Genomic DNA, 12,161 nt, shown 5'->3' on the forward strand with positions numbered 1-12,161 from the left:
TTCATCCCGTCAGGCCGCAACCTCGCTCCGTCTGGACGAACCCGATGCATAAAGGATCAGAAGCAGGATCGGGTAGGATATGTAGATCGAAAGCAGCGAATAGGGCCGCGCCAATATCTCCGGAAACATCATCTTCTGGATATGGCCGAAAATGGCGATCAACTGCCATCCGGTGATCCAGTAGGGCCAGAAACGCTGCGTCTTCAAGGCTATGAACCAGAAGCTCAGCAGAACCAGCACGTCGATGAAGAAGATATTATATTCGATGCTCGTCCAGGTCGGGGCGGGCGCGACAAGACTGGTGAGGACCGAGGCGATCAATGCCGTATAGGCTGCCCCGCGTTCAAGGGGACCGCCGCGTCGAACCGCGACGGCCACCGTGATGAGCAGAACGGCATAATAGAGCGCCACGGACCCCATGGGACCTCGTCAACCCTGCGCCGGACTCACGACGCCCGGGCGAGCGGCAGCGCCACGACGTCGGCATCCGCCGCGCCGCCGGCGCCCTCGTCGACCAGCGTCGCGCTGGCGGGCTTCACCCCGGCACCGAACATGCGGGTGCCGAGGCCGACCTGCTTCTGCGTCACGGTCAGCGCCTGGTGGGCGTCGATCAGCAGCTGGCGAACCTCCCCCGCGGCGGCGAGCGCGTTGGCGATCTTCGCCACCGCTTCCTGGCCGACGATCGCCGACATGTTGGTTTCGCGGCGCGCCGCGGGCAGCGTCGCGGCGAGCTGGGCGATGCGGATCATCGTTTCGTCGATCGCGTCTTCGGCCCCGTGCAGCTCGGCGGCTATCTTCTGCGCTGCGGAAAGGCGTTCGTTCAGCATGATCTTTGGTCCTTGAAAGAGAATGCCGACGGACCCCCCCGCAGCATTCGGTTCGACATCAGGTCAGAACCCGGCCGAGGCCGACAAGGATCGAATAGAGGGCGGAAAAGGCCAATATGGTCGCCAAGGCGATCAGGATCGGCCAGATGATCCTTTCCATCAACCCATGCCGGTTGGCCGGCTGGGACGCGGTGGGAAACGGCGTGCCGATATCGAATATCCGCCAAAGCCGACTGCGCCCCGGTCCCGCATCGGCGGGGGGCGGACCATCGCCTAGGTCGTCCAATTGATATGTCAAAGGCTGATAGGGAGTAACCTGACCGAAGACACCGTTACGCGCCAGGATGGTCGCCGCCTCTATCCTATTGGAAACATTGAGCTTTCTTAGCGATCGTCGAACCCGTTCATCGACGGTGTGCGGCGATACGTTCATCAGCCGCGCAATTTCCTTGGAATTTTTGTGCTCGAAAACGTGCCGCAACGTTTCGATTTGCGCGGCAGAAAGGAGGCTGATGTAATTGTCGGGGTCGCCCTGCACGGCGCCGTGCATAGAGCATCGGGTCCCGAAATCAAGTTTGGCGGGCCGCGACTCGCGGATGTCACCGTTACATGGTCCGACACGCGCCGCCATATCAACCGATGGCACGCCGCGACAGTGAAATCATTTTGCATGGGACTGCCGAACATCGTCTCCCACCCGCCTGCAGGAGGGGCAGCGAGGCTCGCGAACTCGTTCGCTAGTGCATGATGATGTGAGTTGGAATCGTCATTGCGAGCGGAGCGAAGCAATCCAGGGTGGTTTACACCGCTCTGGATTGCTTCGCTCCGCTCGCAATGACGAGGTAGATCGGTCAATGTCATCAGACTCTGGCCGCAGCGGGTTGGGCAACCGCAACGGTGCCGGTCCACCCCCGCCCCGCCCGCAAGCGGGAGGGGCGATCGAATGGCCGCATAGAGTTCGAAATGCCCCCGCTGACACCACCGCTATTCCGATTCCGCCGCTTATTTCATCACTTGTTGAATTAATCCACGGATCACGCTATCGGAACGATGCGGCCAGCGAGAAGGTTCCCGATCGATGCATGGAGCAGCAACGACAGGCGCGGCGTCGCGCCGCGGGCGCCGGCCCGCCGACCGCGGCGACACCGAACGGACGATCCGGCGAGCCGCGCTGCGGCGTTTCGCCGACCTCGGCTTCGACGCCGCCGCGCTGCGCGACATCGCGGCCGACGCGGGCGTCGATCCCGCGATGATCGCCTATCGCTTCGGGTCGAAGCTCAGCCTGTGGAAGGCGGTGGTTGAGGCGGTCGGCGCGGGAAAGATGGACATGCTGCGCCGCACCGCGGCGGCCAAGGCGAGCGCGGCCGCTTCGCCCCTCGCCGCGTCGATGGAGGCGCTCGTCGACCTCTATTGCGCCAACGAGACCGTCCCGCGCTTCCTGCTGCGCGACGCCGGCCACGATCCGGAACGCGCCGCCTGGGTGTTCGACCATGTCTCGCGCCCGCTGCTCGATCATTTCCTGCCGCTGATCCGGCGCGCGAACGAGACCGGGCGGATCGCCACCCCGGTCCCCGAAATGTTCCTCCTCAGCTTCGCCTATGGCGTCGCGGTCAGCGTCGTACGGCGCGAGATGCTTGCCGGCTTTGCGCCGCAACTCGCCAACGACAATGATTTCCGCGCCGCGCTCTACGCAACGCTGATCGAGCCGCGGCTCCGCCATGGCTGAGCCCGCCGCCCCGCCCGCGCCGCCCGCCGGCGGCTATGTCTTCAAGCCGCACGAGCGCCCGCTGATGCCGGGATCGCCCGCGTCGCCCGACCATCCGCTGCGCCGCCAGATCTTCTATCTGCTGATCGGCCTCTATCTCGCGATCGTCGGCGGCTTCCAGAACGGGCTGCTGATCGCCAACCTGACCGCGATGCAGGGACATCTCGACCTGACCCCGGTCGACGCCGGCTGGGTGACGGTCGCCTACAACATGACCAACGCGTGCATGAGCATCCTGCTCTACAAGTCGCGCCAGCAGTTCGGCATCCAGCGTTTCGTGCGCGCGGTGATGATCGCGCTGCTGATCGCCAATTTCGTGCAGCTGTTCGACGCGGGCTATCGCATGGAACTCGTGGCGCGCGGCGTGTCGGGGATCGCGGCGAGCGGGCTGTCGACGCTCGCCGCCTTCTACATGATGCAGGGCCTGCCGCAGAAGCTGCGCATCGCGGGCTTCCTGCTCGCGATCGGGCTGACGCAGGTCGCGGTGCCGCTGGCGCGCGCGATGTCGCCGCTGCTGCTCGCCGACGGCGACATCGCCAACCTGTTCGTCTTTCAGTTCGCGCTGTCGCTCGTCGCCGTCGGGCTCGTCAACATCCTCCATCTGCCGCCCGGCGAGACGATGCGCTCGTTCGAGAAGCTCGACCTCGTCACCTTTCCGATGCTCGCGGTCGGGGTCGGGCTGCTGTGCGCCTTCCTTGTCCAGGGTCGCATCCAGTGGTGGTCGACGCCGTGGCTGGGCGGCGCACTTGCGGCGGCGGTGGTGCTGATCGGCTTCGCCTTCCTGATCGAGCATTACCGCGCCAATCCGATGCTGCAGACGCGCTGGATGGGAAGCCGCGATCTCGTCAAATTCGCGCTCACCGGGGCGCTGGTGCGCGTGCTGACCTCCGAGCAGAATTTCGGCGCCACCGGCCTTCTCTCGACGGTGGGGCTGGTGAACGACCAGCTCGTCACCTATTATGTCGTGCTCACCGCCGCGACGCTGCTCGGCGCCCTGCTCGCGATCGCGCGGCTCGATCCCACCGACCTGCGCCGCCCGACGCTCGTCTCGCTCGGCGTGATCGCGGTCGGCGCCTGGCTCGACACCCATTCGGGACTGCGCACCGGCCCCGTGAATCTTTATTTCTCGCAAGCCGCGATCGCCTTCGCGGCGGTCTATTTCATGGGACCGATGCTGATGGAGGGGCTGCTGCGCGCGCTGACCAAGGGACCGTCCTATCTCGTCAGCTTCGTCGGCGTGTTCAGCCTGTCGCAGACGCTGGGCGGGCTCGCCGGGGTGGCGGCGCTGTCGGCCTTCCACACGCTGCGCACCAAGGCGCACCTGATGACGTTGGGCCAGACGCTGGCGACGACCAACCCCGACCTTGCGCGCGGCATCGAGACGATCGCCGCCGGCCTGACCGGCAGCATTTCCGACCCGGCGCTGCGCAGCGCGACCGCCGCGTCGCAGGTGGTGCGCGAGGCGGCGCGCGAGGCGACCATCCTCGCCTTCAACGACGTGTTCTTCGTGATCGGATCGCTGGCGGGGATCGCGTTCCTGATCATGCTCGCGCGCTGGGTCTACGACCGGCGGCGCGGCCACAATCCGCTCGCCGCCGAGCTCGAGGCATTGCAGAAGATGAGGGCTGCCAACCTATGACCGACGACCCGAAAACGCCCGCGCCGGCGGAGGCGCCCACCGCGCCGCCGCCGGCCAACGAACCCGCGGCGCCCGCCGCGCCGCCCGAAGAGGGCTGGAAACCCGAGCAGTCGCGCGGCCGCATCCTGCTGTTCGGCAGCCTCGTGCTGGTCGGCGCGCTCGCCATCCTCTACGCCTGGGGTCTGCCGCCCTTCCGCCCGGCCAGCCAGACCACCGACAACGCCTATGTCCGCGGCCAGACGACGATCATCGCGCCGCAGGTCGGCGGCTATGTCACCGAGGTGCTGGTGCAGGATTTCGAGCGGGTGAAGGCGGGGCAGCTGCTCGTCCGCATCGACGACCGCATCTATCGCGAGCGCGTCGCGCAGGGCGCCGCGAGCGTCGCCGCGCAATCGGCGAACCTCGACAACAGCGCGCAGAGCCTGCGCTCGGCCGAGGCGCAGGTGCGGCTTCAGGACGCCGCGACAGCGAGCGCGCGTGCGCAGTTCGCCCGCGCCCAGGCCGACATGCGGCGCGTGAACGAGCTGGTCGACGCCGGATCGGTGTCGCTGCGCGAGCGCGACCAGACGCTCGCCGCGCTCCGCCAGGCCGAGGCGGCCGTCCGCCAGGCAGAGGCGCAGCGCGCGATCGCCGCCGAGCAGCTGCGCTCGGTCGGCGTCGGGCGCGGCGGACTGGAAGCGGGCGTCGCCAATGCTAAGGCGCAGCGCGAGCTCGCCGGTATCGACCTGCAGAACAGCGCCATCCGCGCCCCGCGCGACGGGCGCCTCAGCGAGGTGAGCGTGCGCGTCGGCCAGCTCGTCAGCCCGGGCACGCAGCTGATGTATCTGGTTCCCGAGCGTCACTGGGTCGTCGCCAATTTCAAGGAGGCGCAGACCGCCAACATCCGCGTCGGCCAGTCCGCGACGCTGCGCATCGACGCGCTCGGCGGCGCGAAGCTGAAGGGGCATGTCGAGCGCATCGCCCCCGCCGCGGGCAGCGAGTTCAGCATCATCAAACCCGACACCGGATCGGGCAATTTCGTCAAGGTGCCGCAGCGCATCGCGGTGCGCATCCGCATCGACGACGGCCAGGCGCTGAGCAAGCGGCTCGGCCCCGGCATGTCGGTCGTCGCGACCGTGCATACGGGGCGACCGTGACGATGCGCCCCGTCCCGCGCGCGGCGCTGGTCCTGCCGCTGCTGCTCGCCGCCTGCGCGCCGCCGATCACGCCGCGCCCCGAAACGAGCACGGTCGCGCCGCCCGCCGACTGGCGCACCGACCTTCCCGCAAGCGGCGCGATCGACCGGCAATGGTGGGACCGCTTCGGCGACCCGCAGCTCGCCGTGCTGGTCGAGCGCGCGCGCGCGAACAACAGCGACCTCGCGATCGCCGCGGCGCGCGTCGCCGAGGCGCGCGCGCAGGAAAGGGTCGCGCGATCGCTGCTGCTGCCGTCGCTGAGCGCCAGCGCGCCGGGCGCCGAATCGCGCAGCCTCAATCCCTTCGGCGTCGCGACCGAGGGCTTTGCCGCGCAGCCCGTCTTCCAGGCCGCCTATGAAGTCGACCTGTTCGGCCGCAACGCCGCGCAGGTCGAGGCGGCGCGCGCCAACGCCGCGGCGGTCGCGGCGGCGCACGAGGCGGCGACGCTGTCGGTGAGCGCGGCGGCGGCAAGCGGCTATATCGCCCTGCTCGCGCTCGACGCGCGGCGCGAGCTGCTGCAACAGACGCTGGCATCGCGCGGCGAGGCGCTGCGCATCGCGCGCGACCGTGCCGAGGCGGGCTATACCTCGCAGCTCGAACTGCGGCAGGCCGAGGCCGAGTATCGCGCGACCGAGCAACAGGTCCCGGCGATCGAGGCGGCGATCGCGCGGCAGGAGAACGCCCTGTCGCTGCTCGCCGGCGAGACCCCGCACGCGATCGCACGCGGCGCGGGCTTCGGATCGCTGACGACGCCCGCCGTCCCCGCGATGCTGCCGTCGCAACTCGTCCGCCGCCGGCCCGACATCGCGCAGTCCGAATATGCGCTCGCCGCAACCGACGCCAACCTGCGCGCCGCGCGCGCGCAATTCCTACCGCAGCTTCGCCTGTCGGCGTCGGCCGGCGCGGTGATCTCGTCGGCGCTGTCCGATCCGGTGGGCATCTGGTCGGTCGGCGGCAGCATCCTCGCCCCGCTGTTCCAGGGCGGGCGGCTGCACGGTCAGTTCGACGCCGCGACCGCGCAGCGCGATCAGGCCGCCTTCGCCTATCGCCGCACGGTGCTCACCGCCTTTCGCGAGGTCGAGGACCAGCTCGCGGTGATCGACCGGCTCGGCGCGCAGGAACAGGCGCTGGTCGCGCAACGGACCGCGGTCGCCGACGCGCTGCGCCACGCCACCAACCGCTATCGCGCCGGCTATTCGCCCTACCTCGAACAGATCGACGCGCAGCGCGCGCTGCTGTCGGTCGATCTCGCGCTGATCCAGCTGCGCGCCGACCGCCTCACCGCCTATGTCGCACTCTATCAGGCACTCGGCGGCGGCGCTGAACGCTAGATTGCCGTATTTGCAATCTTCACCACCTACTCCGCCTGTGCCGAGCTTGTCGAAGCACCGCCCTTCTCGCGGTGCTGAAAGAAAGAACGGCCCTTCGACAAGCTCAGGACAAACGGCGCATATTTGTGGTGTGGCCCTTCAGCCCTCACAAATCGGGAAGCGTCTGGCGCGCGAAGCCCCAGCCCTTGAGCTCGGCGCTCGCCGCGCGTTCGAGCAGCGCATCGGCGTCGGCGATCGTCCAGTGGCGCGGGCTGTCGATGTCCGCCAGCGCATCCCAGCCGATCGGCGCCGCGACCGGCGCGCCTTCGCGGGCGCGGGCCGACCAGGGCATGATCGCGGTGCTGCCGCGCTGGTTGCGCAGCCAGTCGATGAAGATCTTGCCCTTGCGCTTCGCCTTGCTCATCGTCGCGGTGAAACGGTCGGGCTCGGCGAGGCTGAGCGCTTCGGCGAAGCGCTTCGCGAAATCCTTGTGCGCGTCCCAGTCCGGCCCCGGGTCGAGCGGCACGACGACATGCACCCCCTTGCCGCCCGACAGCATCGCGAAGCTGATCAGGCCGATGTCGGAAAGCTGGCGATGGAGGTCGGCCGCCGCCTTGCGGACGTCGCCGAAATCGAGCCCTTCGTCGGGGTCGAGATCGAAGACCATCCGGTCGGGCGTCTCGAGCGTGTCGACATGGCTGCCCCAGCCGTGGAATTCGATCGTCCCCATCTGGACGCAGGCGAGGATGCCGCCGGCGTCCTCGACATAGAGATAATCCTCGACCCCGCCGTCCTTCTCGCGGATCGGGACATGGTGGACCTGCGGACCGAACGATCCCGAATCATGCTTCTGGAAAAAGCATTGCTTGGCGCGACCCTGCGGGCAGCGGACGAGGCTGACCGGGCGGCGCGCCATGTGCGGCAGCATGATCGGCGCGACCGCGGCATAATAGTCGGCAAGGTCGCCCTTGGTCGCCTTCGATTCGGGAAAGATGACGCGGTCGCGGTTGCTGATCCGCACGTCGGCGGTCGGGCGGGGCGCCGCCTGCTTCGTCTCCGGAGTCACGTCCTTCGCCTCCTTGTCCTCGCGCAGGCCGACGAAGCTCGCGTGGCGCACCGATCCGCCGGCGGTATATTCGGCGAAGGCGATTTCGGCGACGAGGTCGGGGGTCAGCCAGCGGACGTCGCGCGCCGCCGCGCGTTCGACCGCCAGCGGCGGGGTCTTGCGCGCACGGCTCGCGAACTTGCGCGCCAGCATCGCCATCGTCGCAGCGTCGAAGCCGGTGCCGACATTGCCCTTGTAGACCAGCGCATCGCCCTCGCGCTGCGCGAGGAGCAGCGAGGCGAAGGGGCGCGCCTTCGCCGAAGACGGCTTCCAGCCGACGATGATGAATTCCTGGCGGCGGGTGCATTTGACCTTGACCCAGTTGCGCGTCCGGCGGCCGGCATAGGGAGCGTCGGCGCGCTTCGAGATGATGCCTTCCTGCCCCGCGCCGCACATCGCCGTATACAGGCGTTCGCCCGCGCCGATGACGTGGTCGGCGACCGCGATCGGCGGCGCGGCGGCGCGCAGCAGCGCTTCGAGCCGTTCCTTGCGTTCGAGATTGCCCAGCTTCGCCAGCGACTTGCCATCCTCTTCGAGCAGGTCGAAGGCGAAGAAGTTCAGCGCCGTATCGGCATCCTGTGCGCCATGGCCGCGCTTGATCACCGCCTGCAGCGACGAGAAATCGGGATTGCCTGTACCGTCATAGGCGACGATCTCTCCGTCGATCAGGCACGGCGGCAGGTCGAGCGCGGCGAACTGCGCGGCGAGCGGCGCGAACTTGTCGGTCCAGTCGAGGCCGTTTCGCGTATGGATGCGCACCGCGCTCCCCGCCGCCGCGACGAGCGCGCGATAGCCATCATATTTGATCTCGTGGAACCAGTTGTTGCCGCCCGGCACCGCATCGACGAGCGTCGCGAGCTGGGGCTTGCGAAAGGCGGGCGGCTTGCCCCCGCCGGCGCGGCGCTTCGCGACCGCCGCATTATGCTTCGCCGTGGCCTTCATCTTCTGCGTGAAGGCGGCGCCCTTCGCACCGCGCAGCGACTGCGCGCCGCCCGCGTCGCCCGCGATCTCGGCCATGGTGCGGCCGGTGAGGACGCTCGTCAGATGGCGACCGACCAGATCGTCGCTGCCGCCGGCATGGGCGTCGTCGATCTTGCGCAGCAGCCAGTTCTCGCGCTTTTCGCCCGCGCGCGGCTTCATGCGGACGAGCAGCCATTCGCCCTTCATCCGTTCGCCGTCGAGCGTGAAGTGCAGATGGCCGCGGTCGATGTCCTTCGCGCTCTTGCCCGCGACCGGCGCCCAGGTGCCGCGGTCCCACAGCATCACCGTGCCGCCGCCATATTCGCCCTTGGGGATCGCGCCCTCGAAATCGGCGTAGGCAAGCGGATGATCCTCGGTGCGCACCGCGAGCCGCTTGTCGGCGGGATCGGCGCTCGGCCCTTTCGTCACCGCCCAGCTCTTGAGCACACCGTCGGCCTCGAGGCGGAAGTCATAATGAAGGCGCGTCGCGTCGTGCTTCTGGACGATGAAGCGTCCGCCCTCCGCCTTCGCCGCCTTTCCCGTCGCCACCTGCCCCGCCGGCTCGGGCGTGGCGGCGAAGTCGCGCTTGGCCTTGTACTGCGCGAGCGGGTCGGCGCGCCGCGCCATGTCAGGCGCGCTTCTTCGCCGGCGCGCGGCGCGTCGACGCCTTGCGCGCCGGGGCCTTAGTCTTTGCCGCCGGCGTCGTCTTGCGCCCGCCAACCGACGCCTTGAGCGCCGCCATCAGGTCGATGACGTTCGATCCCTCGCGCGCGGCGGCGGGCTCCTCGACATCCTCCAGCACCTTGCGGCCTTTCGCCTTGGCCTTCTTGGCGATCAGCCGCTTCAGCGCGTCGACATAATGGTTGTGATAGTCGCTCGCGTCGAACCGGCCGCTCTTCCTGTCGATCAGCGTCTCGGCCAGGTCGAGCAGGTCGGCGTCGGGCTTCGCGGCGCCGACGTCGCGGAAATAATTCGCCGCCCGATTGACCTCGTCGGCGTAGCGCAGCACTTCGAGGACGAGGCCCTTGCCGCACGGGCGCAGCGCGACGAGCTGTTCCTCGCCGCGCAGCGCGAGCTGGCCGAGCCCGACCTTGCGCGTGCGGCGCAGCGCCTCGCGCAGGACGATATAGGCCTCCTCCGCCAGCTCGTCGGCGGGGACGACATAATAGGGCTTTTCATAATAAAGGATGTCGATCTCGCCCGCGTCGACGAACTGGACGAGCTCCAGCGTCCGCTTGCTTTCGAGCTTGACCGCCTCGATCTCCTCTTCGTCGAGCAGGACATAGCTGCCCCTCGAAAGCTCATAGCCCTTGACGATATCGTCCTTGTCGATCGGCCCGATACCGGGGACGACCTTCTCATACTTGACCGGCTTGCCGCTCGGTTCGTGGATCTGGCGAAAGCTGACGCTCGCGCCCGACCGGGTCGCCGGATAGATTTCGACGGGGATCGACACCAGCGCGAGCCGGATCTGCCCCTTCCAATAGGCGCGGGCGGGCATGGCATCCTCCCATGAGCGTGACCCATGGGCAATGCGCGAGGGCAGGATGCGGTTCCCTTTCGGCCGGGCGGTGCCCGATGCCGCCCGCTCCTAGCGGCACGTCCCGAAGCCGGCGCCGCGCAGCGCGCGGCCGGGCGTCGCGCCCGTCGGCTCGCCGCCCTGCAGCGCCGCGACGCCGTTCACGAACACGTCGCGCACCCCGACCGCATATTGGTGCGGCGCCTCGAAGGTCGCGCGGTCGGCGACGGTCTTCGGGTCGAAGACGACGACGTCGGCGTAATAGCCGGGCCTGAGCGCGCCGCGCTCCTTCAGCCCCAGATTGGTCGCGGGCAGCGTCGTCAGGCGATACACCGCCTGTTCGAGCGGGATCAGCTTCTCGTCGCGCACATAGCGGCCGAGCAGCCGCGCGAAATTGCCGTAGGTGCGCGGGTGCGCGCCCGATTTCAGGAACACGCCCTCGGTCGATTGCGACGCGGCGTCCGAGCCGAAGCTCATCCACGGCAGCCGGATCTGCTGGCGGACATTGTCCTCGGACATCAGGAAATAGACGGTGCCGACGCGCGAACCGTCCTCGACCACCAGGTCCATCGCGGTATCCTCGGGCGAGGTGCCGCGCATCGCCGCGACCTCGGCGAGCGTCTTGCCGGTGAGCGGCTTGAGCGCCGGATTCTTGAAGCCGGTGAGAATCATCTTGTCGGCCCCGGCGCCGAAATAGAGATTCTCCCAGTCATCGCCCGGCGCGCGCATCTCCGCGGCGACGCGCGCACGGACCTGCGGGTCCTTCAGCCTCTCGATCCACGCCTCGACCCCGCCCGCCTGCACCCAGGTCGGCATCGCGGCATCGAGCCCGGTCGCGCCGGCGGTATAGGTGTACATGTCGGCGGTGATCCGCAGCCCCGCCGCGCGCGCCGCCTCGATCTTCGCGACGACGGGGGCCAGCTTGTCCCAATTGGCGCGCCCGCCCATCTTGAGGTGATAGATTTCGGCGGGCGCGCCCGACCGGCGCGCGATCTCGATCAGCTCATCGACTGCTTCCTCGACCCGGTCGCCCTCTGAGCGCATGTGGCTGATGTACATGCCGCCGCAAGCGGCCGCCGCCTGCATCAGCGCGACCAGTTCGTCGGTCTCTGCATAGGAACCGGGCGCATAGATCAGCGAGCTGCCGACGCCCAGCGCGCCCTCGTCCATCGCCTGGCGCACCAGCGCCTGCATCCGGTCCAGCTGTTCGGGGGTCGGATCGACGTCGCCTTCGCCCAGTTCGTGGACGCGCACCGTCGCGGCGCCGACGAAGCTCGCGACATTGGGCGCGATGCCGCGCTTTTCGAGATAGGCGAAATAATCGCCCAGCGTCGTCCATTCGATCGGAAAGCGGATGTCGCCCTGGCGTTCGGTCTCCTGCGCCTTCATCGTCGCGTTGAGCGGCCCCATCGACCAGCCCTCGCCCATCACCTCCAGCGTCACGCCCTGCCGGATGTCGCTCTGGCTGCGCGGATCGGCGATCAGCGATTCGGTCGCCCAGCTGAGCATGTTGATGAAGCCCGGCGCGACCGCCATGCCGTCCGCCCGGACCTCGCGCGCGCCGCGCCCCTCGACCGTGCCGACCGCGACGATGCGGTCGCCGCGGATCGCGACGTCGCCGACCAGCGCCGCGCCGCCCGACCCGTCATAGATGGTGCCGCCGCGGATCACGACATCATAGGCGGCGGGGGCTGCCCCGCCCGCCTGCACGGGGGAAAGGAAGGACGCGCCGAACAGCGCCGCCGCCATGCCGAAATATCTGTCCCTCGCCATCATCGCCAACCCCTTCCCCGTCCGTATCGACCGGCGGCCATTGTGCCGCAAGCACGGACGGGATCAAGGCCCCCGTCACGGTCAAATA

At 68.6% G+C, this 12,161-nt stretch carries 10 protein-coding genes; 4 read left to right on the top strand and 6 right to left on the bottom strand.

The genetic code is table 11. The features are described from left to right. Window positions 1-9: 9 nt before the first annotated feature. The 3 genes from AC2S9W_RS03540 to AC2S9W_RS03550 are packed head-to-tail and all read right to left on the bottom strand — an operon-like array spanning window position 10 to window position 1,377. Window positions 10-420, bottom strand: a complete 411-nt coding sequence (locus AC2S9W_RS03540; protein WP_067186556.1) for a hypothetical protein — start codon at window positions 418-420, stop codon at window positions 10-12. A 26-nt stretch (window positions 421-446) separates the two neighbouring features. Further along, window positions 447-827, bottom strand: coding sequence for a hypothetical protein (locus tag AC2S9W_RS03545; protein WP_486571634.1), 381 nt, complete (start codon window positions 825-827; stop codon window positions 447-449). A gap of 58 nt (window positions 828-885) precedes the next feature. Further along, entirely contained in the window at window positions 886-1,377 is a 492-nt protein-coding gene (locus AC2S9W_RS03550; RefSeq protein WP_067186560.1) for a response regulator transcription factor, read from the bottom strand. A gap of 528 nt (window positions 1,378-1,905) precedes the next feature. Between AC2S9W_RS03550 and AC2S9W_RS03555 the strand changes: the two genes are divergently transcribed. From AC2S9W_RS03555 to AC2S9W_RS03570, 4 genes are read left to right on the top strand one after another with little or no spacing between them, the layout of a single operon-like run. Next, a complete protein-coding gene (locus tag AC2S9W_RS03555; RefSeq protein WP_212598001.1) occupies window positions 1,906-2,553 on the top strand; it encodes a TetR/AcrR family transcriptional regulator in 648 nt (215 codons plus the stop codon). Next, window positions 2,546-4,231, top strand: coding sequence for an MFS transporter (locus tag AC2S9W_RS03560; protein WP_067110415.1), 1,686 nt, complete (start codon window positions 2,546-2,548; stop codon window positions 4,229-4,231). The genes AC2S9W_RS03555 and AC2S9W_RS03560 overlap by 8 nt, the downstream gene beginning before the upstream one ends. Continuing rightward, complete coding sequence (locus AC2S9W_RS03565; RefSeq protein ID WP_475283135.1) at window positions 4,228-5,367, top strand: HlyD family secretion protein; 1,140 nt, start codon at window positions 4,228-4,230, stop codon at window positions 5,365-5,367. Before AC2S9W_RS03560 ends, AC2S9W_RS03565 begins: the two co-directional genes overlap by 4 nt. Window positions 5,368-5,369: 2 nt before the next feature. Beyond that, window positions 5,370-6,737 (top strand): efflux transporter outer membrane subunit, encoded by a 1,368-nt coding sequence (locus tag AC2S9W_RS03570; protein ID WP_486572055.1) that lies wholly within the window; start codon window positions 5,370-5,372, stop codon window positions 6,735-6,737. A 145-nt stretch (window positions 6,738-6,882) separates the two neighbouring features. On the opposite strand, the gene ligD is transcribed toward AC2S9W_RS03570, so the two are convergent. From ligD to AC2S9W_RS03585, 3 genes are all read right to left on the bottom strand, one after another. Further along, a complete protein-coding gene (ligD, locus tag AC2S9W_RS03575) occupies window positions 6,883-9,408 on the bottom strand; it encodes a DNA ligase D (RefSeq protein ID WP_486571635.1) in 2,526 nt (841 codons plus the stop codon). Window position 9,409: 1 nt separating this feature from the next. Further along, window positions 9,410-10,282 (bottom strand): non-homologous end joining protein Ku, encoded by an 873-nt coding sequence (gene ku / locus AC2S9W_RS03580; protein ID WP_486571636.1) that lies wholly within the window; start codon window positions 10,280-10,282, stop codon window positions 9,410-9,412. A 90-nt stretch (window positions 10,283-10,372) separates the two neighbouring features. Next, window positions 10,373-12,073, bottom strand: a complete 1,701-nt coding sequence (locus tag AC2S9W_RS03585) for an N-acyl-D-amino-acid deacylase family protein (RefSeq protein WP_486571637.1) — start codon at window positions 12,071-12,073, stop codon at window positions 10,373-10,375. Window positions 12,074-12,161: the final 88 nt, after the last annotated feature.

Source organism: Sphingopyxis sp. 550B (assembly GCF_057401805.1).

Excerpts from the sequence above, each read along its gene's own strand:
- AC2S9W_RS03540 (WP_067186556.1), bottom strand. The coding sequence starts at position 420 with ATGGGGTCCGTGGCGCTCTATTATGCCGTTCTGCTCATCACGGTGGCC.
- AC2S9W_RS03545 (WP_486571634.1), bottom strand. The coding sequence starts at position 827 with ATGCTGAACGAACGCCTTTCCGCAGCGCAGAAGATAGCCGCCGAGCTG.
- AC2S9W_RS03550 (WP_067186560.1), bottom strand. The coding sequence starts at position 1,377 with ATGCACGGCGCCGTGCAGGGCGACCCCGACAATTACATCAGCCTCCTT.
- AC2S9W_RS03555 (WP_212598001.1), top strand. The coding sequence starts at position 1,906 with ATGCATGGAGCAGCAACGACAGGCGCGGCGTCGCGCCGCGGGCGCCGG.
- AC2S9W_RS03560 (WP_067110415.1), top strand. The coding sequence starts at position 2,546 with ATGGCTGAGCCCGCCGCCCCGCCCGCGCCGCCCGCCGGCGGCTATGTC.
- AC2S9W_RS03565 (WP_475283135.1), top strand. The coding sequence starts at position 4,228 with ATGACCGACGACCCGAAAACGCCCGCGCCGGCGGAGGCGCCCACCGCG.
- AC2S9W_RS03570 (WP_486572055.1), top strand. The coding sequence starts at position 5,370 with ATGCGCCCCGTCCCGCGCGCGGCGCTGGTCCTGCCGCTGCTGCTCGCC.
- ligD (WP_486571635.1), bottom strand. The coding sequence starts at position 9,408 with ATGGCGCGGCGCGCCGACCCGCTCGCGCAGTACAAGGCCAAGCGCGAC.
- ku (WP_486571636.1), bottom strand. The coding sequence starts at position 10,282 with ATGCCCGCCCGCGCCTATTGGAAGGGGCAGATCCGGCTCGCGCTGGTG.
- AC2S9W_RS03585 (WP_486571637.1), bottom strand. The coding sequence starts at position 12,073 with ATGGCGAGGGACAGATATTTCGGCATGGCGGCGGCGCTGTTCGGCGCG.